This window comes from Budvicia aquatica DSM 5075 = ATCC 35567, from assembly GCF_000427805.1.
Classification (GTDB): domain Bacteria; phylum Pseudomonadota; class Gammaproteobacteria; order Enterobacterales; family Enterobacteriaceae; genus Budvicia; species Budvicia aquatica.
Map to the genome: position 1 here is coordinate 1 of NZ_ATYS01000040.1, position 16,783 is coordinate 16,783.

General features: G+C 47.4%; 14 protein-coding genes and 2 pseudogenes. 12 read left to right on the forward strand and 4 right to left on the reverse strand.

Annotated elements, in window-relative coordinates; genetic code table 11:
* The 5 genes and pseudogenes from YWE_RS30955 to YWE_RS0115035 form a co-directional block, all read left to right on the forward strand.
* Positions 1-362: pseudogene (locus YWE_RS30955) on the forward strand (hypothetical protein); the annotation flags it as partial.
* Positions 359-667, forward strand: coding sequence for a hypothetical protein (locus YWE_RS0115010; RefSeq protein WP_029095282.1), 309 nt, complete (start codon positions 359-361; stop codon positions 665-667). The pseudogene YWE_RS30955 and the gene YWE_RS0115010, both read left to right, overlap by 4 nt.
* Before the next feature lie 1,157 nt (positions 668-1,824).
* On the forward strand, positions 1,825-4,098 hold the full coding sequence (locus YWE_RS0115025; protein WP_029095284.1) for an inverse autotransporter beta domain-containing protein: 2,274 nt from the start codon (positions 1,825-1,827) through the stop codon (positions 4,096-4,098).
* A 124-nt stretch (positions 4,099-4,222) separates the two neighbouring features.
* On the forward strand, positions 4,223-5,152 hold the full coding sequence (locus YWE_RS0115030; protein WP_036016227.1) for a SinI family autotransporter-associated protein: 930 nt from the start codon (positions 4,223-4,225) through the stop codon (positions 5,150-5,152).
* A 67-nt stretch (positions 5,153-5,219) separates the two neighbouring features.
* Positions 5,220-6,101, forward strand: coding sequence for a SinI family autotransporter-associated protein (locus tag YWE_RS0115035; protein WP_029095286.1), 882 nt, complete (start codon positions 5,220-5,222; stop codon positions 6,099-6,101).
* A gap of 260 nt (positions 6,102-6,361) precedes the next feature.
* On the opposite strand, the gene YWE_RS31220 is transcribed toward YWE_RS0115035, so the two are convergent.
* Positions 6,362-6,721, reverse strand: coding sequence for a hypothetical protein (locus tag YWE_RS31220; protein WP_211231018.1), 360 nt, complete (start codon positions 6,719-6,721; stop codon positions 6,362-6,364).
* A gap of 205 nt (positions 6,722-6,926) precedes the next feature.
* On the opposite strand from YWE_RS31220, the gene YWE_RS31965 reads away from it, so the two are divergent.
* Positions 6,927-7,580, forward strand: a complete 654-nt coding sequence (locus YWE_RS31965; protein ID WP_428829271.1) for a hypothetical protein — start codon at positions 6,927-6,929, stop codon at positions 7,578-7,580.
* A gap of 34 nt (positions 7,581-7,614) precedes the next feature.
* Here YWE_RS31965 and YWE_RS27445 read toward each other — a convergent pair whose 3' ends face one another.
* Together YWE_RS27445 and YWE_RS30470 are read right to left on the reverse strand one after the other, a co-directional pair.
* Positions 7,615-8,202, reverse strand: coding sequence for an RNA-directed DNA polymerase (locus YWE_RS27445; protein WP_051323364.1), 588 nt, complete (start codon positions 8,200-8,202; stop codon positions 7,615-7,617).
* Positions 8,148-8,444, reverse strand: a complete 297-nt coding sequence (locus YWE_RS30470; protein ID WP_127526420.1) for a hypothetical protein — start codon at positions 8,442-8,444, stop codon at positions 8,148-8,150. The genes YWE_RS27445 and YWE_RS30470 overlap by 55 nt, the downstream gene beginning before the upstream one ends.
* Positions 8,445-8,623: 179 nt before the next feature.
* Between YWE_RS30470 and YWE_RS29055 the strand changes: the two genes are divergently transcribed.
* The 5 genes from YWE_RS29055 to YWE_RS0115070 all read left to right on the forward strand — a co-directional run bounded on the left by YWE_RS29055 (position 8,624) and on the right by YWE_RS0115070 (position 13,399).
* On the forward strand, positions 8,624-8,809 hold the full coding sequence (locus tag YWE_RS29055; protein ID WP_127526421.1) for an IS1 family transposase: 186 nt from the start codon (positions 8,624-8,626) through the stop codon (positions 8,807-8,809).
* Positions 8,810-9,303: 494 nt separating this feature from the next.
* Entirely contained in the window at positions 9,304-10,521 is a 1,218-nt protein-coding gene (locus tag YWE_RS0115055; protein WP_029095288.1) for a PfkB family carbohydrate kinase, read from the forward strand.
* A 10-nt stretch (positions 10,522-10,531) separates the two neighbouring features.
* A complete protein-coding gene (locus tag YWE_RS0115060; protein WP_029095289.1) occupies positions 10,532-11,293 on the forward strand; it encodes a glutamine amidotransferase in 762 nt (253 codons plus the stop codon).
* Between the two features lie 109 nt (positions 11,294-11,402).
* Entirely contained in the window at positions 11,403-12,371 is a 969-nt protein-coding gene (locus YWE_RS0115065) for a DMT family transporter (RefSeq protein ID WP_029095290.1), read from the forward strand.
* The gene (locus tag YWE_RS0115070) at positions 12,368-13,399 is read left to right on the forward strand and encodes a phosphotriesterase family protein (RefSeq protein WP_029095291.1); all 1,032 of its coding nucleotides are present in this window, start codon (positions 12,368-12,370) and stop codon (positions 13,397-13,399) included. The genes YWE_RS0115065 and YWE_RS0115070 overlap by 4 nt, the downstream gene beginning before the upstream one ends.
* A 204-nt stretch (positions 13,400-13,603) precedes the next feature.
* On the opposite strand, the pseudogene YWE_RS27460 reads toward YWE_RS0115070, so the two are convergent.
* Positions 13,604-13,720, reverse strand: a pseudogene (locus tag YWE_RS27460) (transposase); the annotation flags it as partial.
* Between the two features lie 786 nt (positions 13,721-14,506).
* Between YWE_RS27460 and YWE_RS0115080 the strand changes: the two are divergent.
* Complete coding sequence (locus YWE_RS0115080; RefSeq protein WP_029095292.1) at positions 14,507-16,738, forward strand: autotransporter outer membrane beta-barrel domain-containing protein; 2,232 nt, start codon at positions 14,507-14,509, stop codon at positions 16,736-16,738.
* Positions 16,739-16,783: the final 45 nt, after the last annotated feature.

Below are 16,783 nucleotides of genomic sequence, written 5' to 3' on the forward strand. Positions count from 1 at the left end.
AGCCACCACCCGTTATCTGCAACGGTGCCGGTATCACGCCACTGCGCTACGATGACAGTCTGATAGGGCTAAGCGTTATCGTGTTTAACGGGGAGCATCACCATCAACTCAGCGGCGATACCTTTATCTTGAACCAACATCGACATCCCTACGATCGGGGATATTGTCATACCCACGGTCATCCCTACCGATTTATGGTCATGGCCGTATTACTGCTGGCCCATCACACTTGCCCAAATGTCTGGAAAATCACGTCTGATGTCAGTGGTACGGAATGGCAACGTGTCGCCGACTGGTTGCAGGCAGAGCTGGCAATAGTGATATCGCTTCCCAATGAAATATCTACAGGAATAAAACCATGAATCTGATTGCCCGTTTACTGTCACTGAAGTCACTGGAGAATGTTGATTTGATCCACACCGTCCGAGTGACTGGATCGGCGTTTAAGGATTTAACCACGTTGGGTAGCGAAGGTATTTTCTACCCGACAACCGAAAGTTCAGCGAATGCGGAGTATGTGATACTGGACCTGGAGTTTATCCGTGATCACCAGCTCGATTTTGATAAGCCTGCTTTTACTGAATGGTGCCGAACGCATATCTCTTTAAATATGGCAGCGATGCAACCATTATCGTATTTGTTTGTGATTGGGACAGATGATGTCTAATTTGCAGCTTTAATTTTCTATCTCGTTAGGCGAGGTTTTGATTTCATCTAATGTTGTAGGTATCATAATGTAATTGAGACTCCATATTATCATTTATACTTGGTTGCTAAATGTATACTGCTGTTAGATAAGATATGCAGTAATTGTGTTTGAGGGTACAAATAAGGGTACATTTCAATATTGTCTTCTGTCATGGTTTTATATTTCAATGTGATAGATTAAGTATTCAAGTCCCGTCCTCGTACCAAATTCAAATCAATAGACGTCAATCGGCGTCTATTTTTTTGCCTAAAATCCGCTCAGACATTCATTTTTCTTCATTTTATTCGCCTTCTCTTTTCTCTACTGCTTTTTATCAGCCCCGCTAAACTGTGTTTTTTCGTAAGGGGGTAAGATGCAGGCGCCACCTCTCTTTTTTGTCCATTGTTTACAATGGGCAAATTTAAATATTGTTTTATTCCCTCGGGAAACTTGTCAACGTATCCAGCCAGACGTAAGGATAAACTGCCTCCAATGGGCGCTGTTGTCATTGTTTTCGCTCAGGAGTCACTTTATCAATGACGGCGCTAATCGTGGTGGGGGCTGGAACATTCTTTTTATCAGCGTTTAGTGGGATAACACCGATCCCCCGAATAGAGCTATTATGCAAGATTATTATCAAAGACTTCATGCACTGTTTGGGCGATTTGAAAACTTATATATAGAATATTTTATGATCTAAGCCTGCAATATATATAGCCAAATATACTTTTCCTTTCTTTATTAAACGCCCCTTCATATTTAGTGACCTTCATTTGTTAGCCTGACACTTATTCTCTGTTGCTAATTTTTTATTTATCAGATTTTAAATCTATATATTGACATTTACCGAATTAATAAACTATTAACAAGCAATTACTGCGATCGTATATTCTGGTTTAATTGTTGTTGGTATTCTATGCTCATTGAAATTTGTCGATGTCGTTTGATAGCTATTTTAATTTCGCTAACACCTTGGTGATTGAAAGCGATAAATGAAATTTAATTTATAAGCCACAGTTTAAATATGGGCGCGATCTATACGGTGATGAGCTGATATTTCGGGTTTGGGGCCGTTGGTTTTTTTATATCAGAAAAAAATTAGGATAGCGTATTTTGCGCAAAGGAAATGTAGCTAAATGAAGAAGGCAAGGCGGTTTACACTTATCACAATGCTGCTGATAAATAATTACAGTGTGATAGCGGCTGAAAACAATGGGCCCGGAACGCTTGCAACTCCTACCTCTGTAACTCGTTTTTATGTTGTTCCGGTTGATAGTAGCCTGTATCAACTCGCCTTGCAAAACGGTATGACAGTTGCTGAATTACGCGTTTTGAATAAAGGCGGTCTGGACCGCCGTAACGGATTAAAAGCGGGTGAAGGCTTATTATTGCCCGCTGATTCTCCATTATTACCGGTGACCGATAAAGATAACCGGTATATCAATAACCTGCCTGAACTGGGCATGGGCAATGACCCGATTGCAAAAGACACCCCCTCTGAAGCCGAAATGAAAGTCGCCGCTGCTGCTCAGTCACTAGGCGGTCAGGACTGGAACACTATGACCGGTGACCGGGCAAAAAATCAGGCCGAAAACTGGGCCACCGGTCAGGCTAAATCCCAGGTAATGACCCCGGTTCAGCAACAGGCTCAGGACTTATTAGGCAAATTCGGTAAGGCTCAGGTTAACCTCTCTGTCGATGATAACGGCGACTTTAGTAAAAGTAGTGCCTTGCTCTTCACCCCGTGGTATGAAAATGACAGTCTGGTGGCGTTCTCTCAGGTGGGGGTCCATGACCAGGATGGCCGCACCATCGGTAATATCGGTGCCGGTATCCGCTGGGACCAGGAAAATTATCTGGCCGGGTATAACACCTTTATCGATCAGGATATCAGCCGTAACCACACCCGTCTGGGGTTAGGCTTAGAACTATGGGCCGACTACACCAAGCTGGCCACCAACTATTATCACCCGCTCAGCCGCTGGAAAGACTCTCGTGACTTTGAGGATTATCTCGAACGCCCGGCCAAAGGCTTTGATGTCCGGTTTCAGGGCTATCTGCCGGTGTATCCGCATCTGGGGACCTCGGCGGTGTATGAACAGTACTTCGGTAACGAAGTGGCGCTGTTTGGGAAAGACAATCTGCAGTCTGACCCGCACGCCGTCACGCTGGGGGTGGATTATACCCCGGTGCCGTTAGTCACCCTGAAGGCCAGCCATAAACAGGGGCAGCAAGGCAATAAAGAGGCGCAGGTTGACCTGCAGCTGAATTACCAACTCGGGACTGCGCTAGGCAAACAGCTGGACCCGGAGAATGTCAACGCTATGCGCACCCTGCGCGGCAGCCGTTACGATTTGGTTGATCGTAACTATGACATTGTCCTCGAATACAAAGAGAAGACCGGGCTGCTGGAAGTGGACTTAGCTGCAGTACCGGCTCCCCTGTTGGAAGGGGATACCTACCTGATGCAGCCGCTGGTTAAAAACAAATACGCCATTACTCAGGTGACCTGGAACGGGGATGTGGTCCCTCTGTCAATCATCCCGACCGCCGGTGCGCTCAATCCGCAGGGCTGGCAGATTACCCTGCCGGCCTGGGGCTCCGCCCCGGGAGACACTAACCGCTATCAGCTGTCCGTTACGCTAAGGGATGAGAAAGGCCGTGAAGCCACCTCCAACCCGGTGGACATTATGGTCGGCCATCAGCGTCAGGGCCGATTAATGTTGGAGAGCGGTGGCACCATGCCCGCCTCCGGATTGTCCGCTGACGGGGTGAAACTGGTGGCCCATCTGGAAGACCACTTAGGCCAGTCGATTAATGATGTGAATGTGACACCGGTGTGGCACGTCACCGATGCGGTCTCTGGTGCGGTGATACCGGTAGTGCCGGCAGGCGGCAGTTGCCCGCTTGACCCGTCCGGTATTGCACAACCCTGTCCGCAAGAGGTGCTGACGCAGGTCGATGTGCGTAACGGAGTTAACTACTACGTCCATGAGCTGGTCAGTACGCAGGATGGCACCTTTATTGTGCGTGCTGATTTGGGTGTGTACGGCATGAGTAACCCCCAACCCGTGACCTTTACCAGTACGGTGTCGAATGGTGCGGTGGACCGGGCAGAAATTCAGAATCCGGCCGGTGAGGATATTCTCACCAGCGGTGCCCATCCGCAAGTGGGGGTGACCTACAGCGTGAAGTTCTTTGATGCCGCCAATGTGGACATTACCACCACCATTGAGCCGACCACGGTGCGCTGGGCGCTCAACGGAACCAACAGCGCGGGCTGTGCCATTACGCTCAATAACCATGACACCGGGGTCACCGGTTATCAGTTTACACCGCGCACCAATACGACCAGCAACAGCGGCGTGCCGTGCGGGGACCAGGGCTTTGGTTTGATGGCGAATTACTAAGCGAACGGGGTAGCGCGACAGCATGGGCTTCTTCGATGGAGGGGCCATGCTGTCGGGGATGAATACGATTAGATACAGCACCCGGGTGGCGGTGATAAACGGACTTAAGTAGAGCGAACAACATATGATAAAACGACATTTTAAGCTATCACACCTTGCACTGGCCCTGATGTTAAGCATCGGGTCAGCAGGGTCGGCGCTGGCTGCCAGTACGGCGGCTACCGCCACGGTACAGGGCACTGCGCCAGTGCTGAGTGCGCCGTCTAACAATACGCCGCAGGCGGTGGATTTTAGCGGTACCTATTCCACCCCAGGGCAGTTATCGACCGGTGACACCCTGGTGATGACCTACACCTATCAGGATGCGGAGGGGGATGCGGATAACTCCCATACCAGCATCAGTTGGTCATATACCCCGGCAGGCGGCGGGACTGACCAGCCTATCAGTGCTACCCATGCCCCGGCGGCGGCCTCCGGCGGCCAGGGGACGTCCACTATCACCATTCCGGCCGCCGCGCTGGGGGCTCTAGCTATTAAGGTGACCTTGCAGGAACTGTCCGCCACCGGTGACCCGCTTAGCGGACTGACCATTAACGTCACCGATACCAGCCTGAATACTGCGCCGGGCGGCGGGGGAGGCGGTGGTAGCGTGACGCCGCCGGGGCCAGTATTGCCGGGTACCAATATCGCCGGCGGGATTTTCCTGCAGTCGGATAACCCGTCAGCCGGCAGCGGCGCCACCGACTATTCCCGTACCCCGGGCCTCAAGCCGCAGGTAGGCAAAACCTATGTGTTCCGGGCGTGGAATGACACCAACGGCAACGGCGTGTGGGATGCCGGCGACGCTGACGTCACCACCACCCTGAGCAGTATTCAGTGGCAGCTTACCGGCACTAATACCACCGCCAGTGGCACCAGTACGCCGGTGACTCTGAGTAACCATGCGATACCGGGGGCGACCAGTGCCGCCTATACGGTGTCGGTTAACGGTGCCTCAAGTTCCGGGGCCACCCCGGGCGATCAGGGCTTTAGCCTGCAGGTGTCGTTTAATTAAATCAGCCGAAATCCAGGCAGTATCTCTTTGTCATATTTGAATGATTGACCCACTAAGGAAAATAACGATGCAAAAGAAAAGCGTATTTAGATTAAAAAGGCTGGCACTGGCGTTAGTGCTGACCGGTTACACCATGAGCAGTGCCTATGCGGTATTAACCAGCCCGACCGGCAGCATTCAGGGTAATGCCCCGGTATTGAGTGCGCCGTCTAATCCGACAACACCGCAATCACTGGACTTTACCAGCAATGCAGCGGGCTCCGCTTTAGCGACGGGTGACACCATCACCCTGACGTATTTGTATAACGATGCGGACGGCGATCTGGATGATTCAGCCAGCCGTACCCATGCGTTGTGGTATTACGTCACGACCGGTGGTGATGTCGCCATACCAGCGGCCAACATTGTTAACACCCCTGCCAGTTCAGCAGGCGGCACCGGTACCAGCGTATTAACCATTCCGGCAGTGGCCATCGGTGCCAGCGCCATTAAAGTGGTGATGCAGGAGTTTTCTGCATCCGGTGACCCTATCCAAGGCCAGACCATTACCGTGGCTGATACCTCTATTGGTGGTGGCGGTACCACTACACCTCCGGGCCCAATCGTTCCGGGCGGAAACCTGGTACCGGGTATCTATCTGAGCAGCGATACGACGTTTACCAACAACCTGATTGGTACGTCGACCAAGCTGGATGTGGGCAGTGCGTACGTGTTTAAGTTGTGGGATGACACCAGTCACACCACCGACCTGACCAGTACGGTGACCTATAACTGGCGTTTAGTGGGCACCAGTGCCACCGACGGCGTGACGGCACCGGCTACCGGCTTTGTTACCAGCGTGTCCGATGCAAACTTCACGGTGCCGGTGAACAGTGCGCCTAACGGTACACCTCTGACCGCTTCAGCGGACGGTGCACAGGGCTTCAACCTGGCGGTGGATTACAACTAATTCCCGACGGTGTCGGCCGTCAGACAGGGTATCTGATGGCCTTATTACCCACACGGGCAGGCACACTGCCCGTATTTATCCCCCGATTGACGGCGGCGTAAGACGATAATGCCGACACCATGGGCAAGACAAATGACCCGCTCTGCCTGAACCCCTGCCGACTGCGGGGGCTCAGGCAGGGTCGGTTACCGGTACAAGAGGCTTAGGATGAGATGAGCACGACCTGAGCGCCCCGGTATCGATGAGGTTTTTTACTGAGTTTATTGATAGAAAAATACAAAGAAAGGACGCCGAGCAATGAACAAAATACCGATGCGGTCAGGGTGCTTTATCCCCGGAAACCTTCGGCTTAACGGGCTGATATTGGCGCTGGCGTTAGGGTTAACCACGCTGTCGTCGATGGCCAATATGAGTCCGTCGACTAACGGGCGGATACACGGACGAGCACCGGATGTCACCGGTACCCCGGTTATCTTGATGCCTGACGGCGTCACTGAAGTTACCAACAATGCGGCGGTGCTGTGGACGGCGAAACCGGCCGACTTCAGTTTGGCGCCGCTGGAGCCGTCGTTGACGTATTTGGATGCCGACGGGGATGCCGCGTTAGAGACTGGGTTCACGCTGTCCAGCCCGCCGGGGGTGGCCTGGGCGTGGAAACAGGGCTCCACCCTGTTAACCCCCGCCCAGTTGAGTCAGCCGTTAAATACTCATTTTACTGACGGCACGGTGCTGACGGTTAGTGCCAACGTGTCGATAAACGTAACGTCGGTCTCCGGCCTGCCCAATACTGGTACCCAGACCTTGACCACACCCGATTATCAAGTGGTGGTAAGGAAGCCGCCGGTTCCGCCAAGCGTCAGGGCCGGTGGTGCAGTGTTTGCGGGAGACTCTGGATTCCCCAAATCGGGATTTGAGGATGGGTCTTTCGTGTTTTTGATGAACGGCACCGATAGCAGGGACAATAGTAATTACGTCTATACCACTAATCAGCCCGAATGGACCTCGGTTTCTTCGACAGGCGTCGTGTCCTTTAATAAAATGCCGACTGCTAACTCGAAGGCGGTGACTATTACCATCACACGCGCGGGTAGAACTCAAACATTTGAGTTCTCATTGGAGTACTGGTTTAAACCGGGGCGTTACAGGTTAGTGAGAGCGATCGCGCCGGCACAGTGCGAGATGTTAGGGGAGGGGTGGTCGCTTACAAGCGTGGAGGATTGGGGGAATGCAGTTCCGGGAGACGGTAGTAGGTTGATGGAAAGGGAGCCCAATGGGAAGTTGCTCAGCGAGTGGGGGGTCCCCCAGGTCTCGTGGTGGGTACGTCGGGATGGGCAATACCACGTGGCTGAGGCGAATTGGGCCGAGGGGCAGCCGTACACAACAATAGAAATGACCTCGAATGATGCGTATTTGCGCCAGAAACCAGCTGAGAATGTGGCCAGCGATCGGCAGTATTTCGCGTGCATGAAAAGGCTGTGAATCAAACAGTGAAGAACGCATTAATTTTTTGATTTTATTGCATTTGTCTAGCTGGGCCCAATAAATGGAACGCAGCACGAGTCGTTGGCACAGTGGACCGGCCAGCAGCCACTGACGCCACCACCCGCGCTGCCTGAACCTTAGCGGGCAGATGTAGGGTTTGCTCATAAAGCCGGTAAAGCTTGGTCAGATGATTGCACAGTGTTCGAGGCGACACCGATTGGCAACCTTGGTCAGTTAGCCAGTATCCCATCCAATCAGTCCCTTTGTGGGTGGGACCAATAAAGGTTTTATCCGGATGTTGGGTAAAACCATAAGCGGCAAAATAGCGATTAAGGTCCCGCACCGCTTTACGCAACTGCCAGCGAGTTTTGGCAACGATAAAAAAGTCGTCCATATAGCGGGCGTAATACAGATGGGGTTGGTGGGCAAAGTGTGCATCGACCTCATACAGATGAAAGGCCGCCAGCAAGGGACTGAGTGACGAACTGCGGGCAATCCCCCGCTTGGGAGTATGAAAGGTGCCTCCGTCTTCGACTCTGTAGTGCAGAAATTGCCAGACCAACTTCAGCAGTAGAGGGGATGAACCGGCAGCATGTCGGTTAATATCCGGGTCAGGCATTTGAGTATCAGTGCATCCGGTGAAGACCAGAGTACCCGGTGCCCGTTATCACGCGTAGGGATTAACTGAAGCGGTGAGAACCGATATTGCCCGGCATTGACCTGGCGGTACAGTCGCTCTTTTTCATGCTTCCAGTGAAAACCCAGGTGCCAGATATCGGCGTTGGCCGGAAAGTCGCGGCGGGAGTGACAGAGGCCGGTGAAGGCAGACTCAAGCAGGGCGCGGGAGAACAAGACCGGCATAAGCTCGAAAAGGTTCGGGTTGAGGAGAATGAGTAGTTAGTCAGTGTGCAGCGTGCGCGCTGTGACGTCAACTGCCATCGATCTCATCTTGCGCTTCATTGCCAAGCCAATACTGCCGGGTGGCGAACGAATGAATTCAATAAAATAACCGCAGAGAAAGGATAACAAGGACCATGATTATGACAAATAGAAGTCACGATAAGCGGAAGCCAGGCTGTCCGTTTTGTGCTGAGAAAGCTCGCGTCAGAAAGCACGGTTTTGCCCGTTCCAATATTCAGCGTTACCGCTGTACCGGCTGTGAGAAAACCTTTCAGGCCAAGTATATTTATCAAACAGGAACGGACCGGACAATCGCGACCTGTTAATGTTGCTTGAGCTAAGCGCCTCTCCGCTCTAATTCACATCAGCAACTGACAGTGCGCGAGGTTAAAGCAGTTATAGATAACTTAATTTCAGATTTGACACTTTTTAAACCTGATAAGTAATCATTAGGCCATACAATTAAAAGCGACCAAAGAATCAATGCCAGTCGGGGTTCTGAGTAACATACTTCAGTAAATATTCTGGCTGGCATAAACACACCTTCATTAGTCCTCTATTCTGAGGCAAAAAAGTACCTATCAAGCCAGAGACTATTCTGGCCAATCACAGCTTAAAATTGCCCTGCCGCCCGTAGAATATATTGTCAAAATGTAATAACACCTAAAAAATTTCGGTATTAACTATATCTACAAATATAAACACCACTATTTCTTCTCGGAGAATTTTTGTTTTTTTTTGGTTTTATAGATAAGTTTATGGCAACTATCACACCGCCAAGAAAATAGAAACATTACATTTGTAACCCGTGAGGTGACGTATGAAAACAGAACGCCATCATATAATTATAAAATTAATCAGTACGGAAGGCTTTGTTCGGGTTTCAGTTCTTGCTGATTATCTAAATGTGACAAAAGAAACTGTCAGGTCCGATCTTAATGAACTTTCAAGCAAAGGCTTGCTAACCCGTTGTCATGGTGGTGCTTACATAGATATTGATTCCCTTGATTGCATCACCAGAAATGAAATTATTCACGCTCTTGAATCGGGAAACTCATATGGCGTGGTAAAAAGAGGCCCCCCTGTAATGAAAAGCAATGTGTGTGTACTCGGTTCATTTAATGTCGATATTATTAGTTATCTACCACGACTTCCTAAGGCAGGTGAATCTTTACTTTCTGACAAGTTATTATTTTCCCCTGGCGGAAAAGGATGTAATCAGGCACTGGCTGCTAGCTACGCGGATTCAAATGTACATTTCATAACAAAAATAGGCTCTGACCATTTTAGTGAATATGCGAGCTCTTTTATAAATGCATCATTAATTAAAAGCCCTGTTATATATAAATCAGAAGATGTACAGACAGGAACGGCCACAATTTATGTTGACGAAATTAGCGGAGAAAATATGATAGCGATATTCTCCGGTGCGAATATGACTATCACTGATGATGAAGTATTATTTCAAAAGGATGCTATTGTTAATTCAGATATTATTCTTTTGCAGCTTGAAACCAATATAGATGCATTAAAAAAGATAATACATATAGCTCATGAAAATAATGTGCCCGTTATTATTAACCCAGCACCTTACAATGAATGCATAAGTCAGTTCCTCAATGGATTGGACTATATAACGCCTAATGAAACAGAAGCGGGTCTGCTAACTGGTATTAATGTAACGGATACTGACTCCGCGATGGAAGCCGCCAAGTTTATTTATAACCAAGGAGTCAAAAATATTGTAATCACCCTTGGGAATAAAGGTTCAGTAGCATTCGATGGTAGGAAATTCATATTTTCCCCTATTTTCCCGGCAGTTGTCAGAAATACTGCGGGTGCAGGCGACGCCTTTAATGGAGCTTTCGCCTCAGAACTGGCCAGAGGGCGTTCACTCGAAAATGCCCTTATTTACGCATCGGCATTTGCTTCACTGGCAGTAGAAACATCAAATGCATCAGATATGCCCGATAACAAAGCCGTACTACACCGCATTAACACAACTCAATATCGTCAGATTATTTCGGCGATAAAATAAGGAATACAATATGAACACCGTCAACAAGCCTTTGAACATTCTTTTTATTGGTGAGTCATGGCATATTCACATGATCCACTCGAAAGGGTATGACAGTTTTACTTCTAGCAAATACGAAGAGGGTGCAACATATTTACTGAAATGCCTGCGCGAAGCAGAAGTATCTGTTAATTATATGCCAGCACATCAGGTACAAATATCCTTTCCGCAAGACCAAGCAGACCTTGATAAATACGATGTAATTGTTATTAGCGACATTGGAAGCAACACCTTTCTTTTGCAAAATGACACTTTCTACCAGTCAAAGATCAAGCCAGATGCGTTAGAAATGATAAAGAAGTATGTTAGCAATGGTGGGGGGTTATTAATGATTGGCGGCTATCTTTCCTTTATGGGTATTGAAGCAAAAGCTAATTATAAAAACACCATACTCGCCGATGTTCTCCCTGTAATTATGCTCGACGGAGATGACCGCATTGAGAAACCAGCAGGTGTTTATGCCTGTCCTGTCGAAAAAGAACATGAAACGGTTAATCACTTTACTGACTGGCCTATATTTCTTGGTTATAACCAAGTTAAACCTAAAGATAATACAACGGTTGCACTTACTATTAACGATGACCCTCTTCTCGTCTACGGAAACTTTGAAAAAGGTAAAACTGCCTGCTTTATGAGCGACTGCTCACCACATTGGGGAAGTCATGAATTTATGAACTGGAAATATTATACGAGCATGTGGGTAAATATTCTCCGTTATATATCAAAAGAATAAAAACCGACATTTTTTCTATATATCAAAATATCAAAATATCAAAATATCAAAAAATAAAAAATCGGGTTCGGGATATTCCACTCGAACCTATTTATTACAGGATGGATATATGAATAAAAGTAAATACTCAGTTCCATTACTGATGCTGGCAACGATTCTTGCCGGAACACTTTCACCTATGCAGTCCGCGGTAAACGGAGAACTAGGGCACTGGCTTAATGATGGCAATGCCTGTGCAGTCATTTCATTTGCCAGTGGCCTTGTTGTCATGTTTTTCATCATCATGGCTAAAAAGGAAACCCGACAGCAATTTGCGTCTATCCCTTCACTGATAAAAAACCGAAAAATACCGCTGAGAAACTGGTTTGCCGGCATGTGCGGAGCCATGGTTGTATTTTCCGAAGGCGCTTCTGCCAGTGCTCTGGGGGTTGCAACATTCCAAACGGCATTAATTTCTGCACTTATTCTTTCCGGACTGTTGTGCGACCGTTTTGGAATTGGCGTAGATGAGAAGAAATATTTCACATCTTACCGAGTCATCGGCGCGATTTTTGCAGTGGTGGCAACCATCTTTGTCGTTTCGCCACAGTGGCATTCTACATCATTTATCCTTCTTGCTATTCTGCCCTTCATGGCCGGTTTACTTGCCGGGTGGCAACCTGCGGGGAATGCAAAAGTAGCAGAAGCAACAGGCTCAATGCTGGTTTCTATCACCTGGAACTTTATCGTCGGTTTCACCATTCTGGGTATTGCCCTTCTTATCCGCATCTCTTTGGGCCACGTCAGCGTCCAGTTGCCCGATACGTGGTGGATGTATCTCGGTGGGCCTCTGGGGCTGATGTCCATTGGACTAATGGCGATTCTTGTACGCGGATTGGGTTTGTTGATGCTTGGCGTAGCATCAACTGCCGGACAGTTGCTGGGCTCGGTACTGATTGATGTACTCATTCCTTCTCTGGGCAATACCGTTTATTTCGTTACCCTCGTTGGGACTGTTTTTGCTCTTCTCGGAGCAATTGTAACGACCATCCCTGATTTTAAGACGGCACGACTGGCTGAATCGGAGGCTCAATCATGAAAGGTTATATTCAGACTGTCACTGGTCCGGTCAAGAAAGAGGATATGGGACTTACTTTACCTCACGAACACCTTTTTAATGATCTGTCTTCTGTCGTAGATAAACCGTTTTACCCTTGGTCTAAGCAGATTGCCGCTTCAAACGTAAGTGCTGAGAACCAGTGGGCACTGAAGCATGATCCTTACTGCTGTGCTGATAATATGAGCAGAAAGGATATCGAAGACGTTGTTGAAGAAATTAGAAGCTTCATGAAACTGGGTGGCAAAACTATTGTTGATGCGACCGGCTCGGAATCAATCGGTCGAGATCCTTTATCCCTTCGTGAAGTCGCCGAGCGTACCGGTATACATATCGTCGCTTCTTCAGGTCCATACCTCGAAAAATTTGAAGGCCAAAGGCTACATAAAGGAGTCGATACGCTCGCAAATATTATCGATATGGAACTGAGCTATGGGATAGGAGACACCGGAATTCGTGCAGGAATGATTGGCGAAATCGGCGTATCTCCGGAATTTACCGATGCAGAGAAAAACAGTCTTAGGGCTGCATCCCTCGCACAAAAAAACAATCCGGGAGTATCTATTAATATCCACATGCCGGGCTGGCTTAGACGCGGTGATGAAGTTCTGAACATTGTGGTTAGTGAAATGGGCGTCTCCCCGGAGAAGGTATCTCTCGCTCATTCTGATCCATCAGGAAAGGATCTTGACTATCAACGCCGAATGCTGGATCGCGGCGTCTGGCTGGAGTTCGATATGATAGGCCTCGATATCACTTTCCCTAAAGAAGGCGTGGCACCGGGTATTCAGGAAACGGTAGATGCAGTAAGCAAACTTATAGACCTAGGCTATGGAGGCCAGTTAGTTTTAAGTCATGACGTTTTCTTAAAACAAATGTGGGCCAAACATGGTGGCAATGGATGGGGCTTTGTCCCCAATGTTTTCTTAAGCTATCTGGCCTCACGCGGAGTTGATCAGGAAACGATTAAAAAGCTCTGTATTGACAACCCGGCTAATCTGCTTGCCTGATATTGCCCACAGTGCAGTCCATCACTGGATGGGCTGCAACATTTTAGTATCAAATAACCTGAACGGGGATTCCCCGCGGAAAGCATCATATTTGTCGGTAAGTGTTTCCAATCAATGGTACTAACAGCCTGAACATTTTTGCCTGTCCGGTGAAGGCGATGGCGATGGCAATATCCAGACGCCGCCAAAGCGTGAACGCCACTAATAAAAGCTGGCGTTGCTCATGCCATGTTCGCGGCACAGTTCAGAAACAGGTGTTCCAGCATCAGCTTGCTTAAGGATGGCGATAATTTGGCTATCGGTAAAACGTGATTTTTTCATAGAGATCTCCTCAGTTCAGATTACGAGAAAATTCTACTTATGAATACATTGGTTTTTAGGGGGGATTACCATCTTTTTTTCTTATGATAATTTTATCCAAGTCAACCACTTCAGCTCTTCTTTAACCCGCTAAATTTTTAGATACCCTGATATCTATGATGATTCCTATATTGCACCCAGTATACTACTATAGATTTATATTCTGTTTATATAAATATAATGAGAGTAGTTCGGGGTGTTTATTATATCTTCATTATGGTATTAATTATCTGGTTTATAGTTACCGTGATATTCAAATAGTCATTTAATTGAGTTATCATTTTGTGGGTTTTAATTCTGGTGTAATAATTTTCCTGCTATCTATTGCTGTGTAACTTTCTTTATATTAATGTAATTTATTGTATTCTTGTTAAATTTAAAATATTTTATATTTAACATTACTTGTTAAAAATCAGTTTGTTGAACTTATTTTATCTTGACTGTTTTCTGTTTTATAAAGTTAATGGCTTGTTTTTAAATGTGTGTTTATTTATTCTTGTTGAAGAGCGATGCTTTGTCTTACACATTGATATTTAACACCGTCACTTCCAAATTTGTATATACCTTTTAACTGGGGGTGTTGCTGTTTTTATTTTTTAAATGTTGTGTGTGGTTTTTTATGGACAGTGAGTAGTATTGTTTTTTATTGAATTAATATCGCGCTATTAATGTGGCTGTTTAATTGTCAGCTCATTGGTGTCGTTTTTTTATTTTTTAAATCACATTTTTTATTCGGATTACGACAGGATGAATACATTGAAACATTTCAAAAAACTAAAAATTGCTTCGGCAATATCCCTTTCTACACTCGCTATTCCTGTACAGGCGGTTATGCAGCTAACTGGCGATGTACAGTTGGCGGATAAAATTTACAGTGAAGCGCTGCAATGGACCCCGGACGTTAGTGATGACGTATTGGCGCTGAGTAATGTTACTATCGAGACTGACGTCGATGGAATTCCCGGCGTGTCGGCTAATATGCTAAATAAAAATGATATCTTTATTAGCGACTCGATAATTGGCAGCAATAAGACTGGGGTGCATGTTGGCTCATCTCAGGATTCCACCGTCAATATTAAAGATAGCGAAATTAATGTTGGTCTTGGTACGTTAGGCCAGACATTCGGGGTGGTGCTTATCGGTGAAAACTCAACGCTTAATATTGAGCGTTCTAACATCACTACTTATGGTGGTAGCGCCGGAACATACGCTGTACATCTTCTGAATAGCAACGCCTCAACGGTGAATATCTCTGATTCTGAGATCACTGCACATATAGAAGTTGCCAATAGTGAAGAAGTGCCTAGCCAGCACAGCACCGCCTTATATATCCACATGACTAACGATTCTATTGCCAATCTGACAAATACTACTCTGAATGGGAATATTTGGCTTACTCGCCTTGCCTATGACAATACTGTCAATGTATTAGGTTCGAGGATGGTAGGAAATCTACTGCTCACTTCCCAATCGGATGAGACAGCTAAGCTCAATCATCATACCGTTAACTTTGATGACAGCTATTTGGATGGTTCAATCAGGTTTACAGCGAAAGGAGACGGTACTTTATACAAACAGGATTCTCAGGTTAACTTTACCAACGGTAGTCACTGGAAAGCGGCAGCCACTTCTAATATTGAAAATATTTCTATTATCGACAGTACAATCGATATTACTAAGGCTACCGTCAACGCAGATAACTGGTATTCAAAAAGCAGTGATTTGTTAGTCAGCGGGGACTCCTGGCTGAATATTACGACGGGTACCGGTGATATGAACGTGGTGATTAAAAGTGATGGCCGAGGTGATGGCTACGACAATCGAGAGATCATCAACGTTGCTAATGGCGACATCGCTATTGCGGCTAATGAAGCTGATTTGGGCGCATATAAGTACAAGCTAGTTGAACAAGAAGGTCGATGGTCACTGGTGCGGATGGTTGATGACGGTTCAACGGATGGCTCCACCGACGGTAGTAATGGTGGTGACGGTGGTGACGGTAGTCATGGCGGTGACGGTAGTAACGGTGGTGATGGTAGTCATGGCGGCAATGGCGGTAATTTTGTTCTTTCAAACAGTGCCAATGCGGTGTTATCCAGTCTTGCCGCTCCGTTGGCATCTTGGAACACCCAAGTTAATACGGTTTATGATCGCCTAAACTCCAGAATGGACAGTGAGGGCCGCAACCTATGGGCCAATTACTATGGTGGTACCTGGGCCGGTGAAGCCGAACTGAGTTCTAGCTTTAAACAAAACATCAACGGTTTAGCCATGGGCGTAGACAAGACTCTGCCAATCAGCAGCGGACAGGCTACCTACGGTGCGGCAATAATGCATGACAATAGCCATCTGTCTGATTTTGATAACCGAGGCTCTGGCGGTTCGACGGAGAGCACTTCAGTACAGGCTTACGGTCTGTTAGCCATGGATAATGGCATGTTCTACAAAGGGACCGTCAGCGCCGGTCAGTCGCGCTCAAGAGTGCACGCCAATTCATCTGATGGTGCGGTATCTCGTGGTAACTACACTCAAAACCTGTTAGGTCTGACAGGTCAGGCAGGCTATCGTTATCAGGTGACACAGGATGTATATGTTGCTCCGTACGCTCAGATGAATGGATATACGGCGTCAGGTGCTGACTTCTCGCTGGATAACGGCATGCAGGTTAACAGTGACCGTTACTGGTCTGCCCGTGGTGAGTTAGGTATGGAAGCCGGAGTGAAAACTCAGATAGCCGGAATGGCGGTAACGCCACATGTGATGATGGCGACAGGCCATGAGTTTGTGAAGGATAACGATGTCGGTATTAACGGAGAAGCGTTCAGCAACTCCGTAGACGGCTCTGGTTATAAGTTTGGTGGCGGTGTAGAAGCGCAACTGATGAAAGACCTGAGCGCCGGTGTAAATGTGAACTACAGCCGTAATCGCGATATAGAACAGCGCTTCGGTGTGACTGCCGGCGTGCGCTATAGCTTCTAATACTCACCAGAAGTAATAGTCATATATGGGGCCTTTTTAGGTCCC

Excerpts from the sequence above, each read along its gene's own strand:
- YWE_RS0115070 (WP_029095291.1), top strand. The coding sequence starts at position 12,368 with ATGAAAGGTTATATTCAGACTGTCACTGGTCCGGTCAAGAAAGAGGAT.
- YWE_RS0115065 (WP_029095290.1), top strand. The coding sequence starts at position 11,403 with ATGAATAAAAGTAAATACTCAGTTCCATTACTGATGCTGGCAACGATT.
- YWE_RS0115035 (WP_029095286.1), top strand. The coding sequence starts at position 5,220 with ATGCAAAAGAAAAGCGTATTTAGATTAAAAAGGCTGGCACTGGCGTTA.
- YWE_RS0115010 (WP_029095282.1), top strand. The coding sequence starts at position 359 with ATGAATCTGATTGCCCGTTTACTGTCACTGAAGTCACTGGAGAATGTT.
- YWE_RS0115055 (WP_029095288.1), top strand. The coding sequence starts at position 9,304 with ATGAAAACAGAACGCCATCATATAATTATAAAATTAATCAGTACGGAA.
- YWE_RS30470 (WP_127526420.1), bottom strand. The coding sequence starts at position 8,444 with ATGCCGGTCTTGTTCTCCCGCGCCCTGCTTGAGTCTGCCTTCACCGGC.
- YWE_RS0115025 (WP_029095284.1), top strand. The coding sequence starts at position 1,825 with ATGAAGAAGGCAAGGCGGTTTACACTTATCACAATGCTGCTGATAAAT.
- YWE_RS0115060 (WP_029095289.1), top strand. The coding sequence starts at position 10,532 with ATGAACACCGTCAACAAGCCTTTGAACATTCTTTTTATTGGTGAGTCA.
- YWE_RS0115080 (WP_029095292.1), top strand. The coding sequence starts at position 14,507 with ATGAATACATTGAAACATTTCAAAAAACTAAAAATTGCTTCGGCAATA.
- YWE_RS29055 (WP_127526421.1), top strand. The coding sequence starts at position 8,624 with ATGACAAATAGAAGTCACGATAAGCGGAAGCCAGGCTGTCCGTTTTGT.
- YWE_RS27445 (WP_051323364.1), bottom strand. The coding sequence starts at position 8,202 with ATGCCTGACCCGGATATTAACCGACATGCTGCCGGTTCATCCCCTCTA.
- YWE_RS0115030 (WP_036016227.1), top strand. The coding sequence starts at position 4,223 with ATGATAAAACGACATTTTAAGCTATCACACCTTGCACTGGCCCTGATG.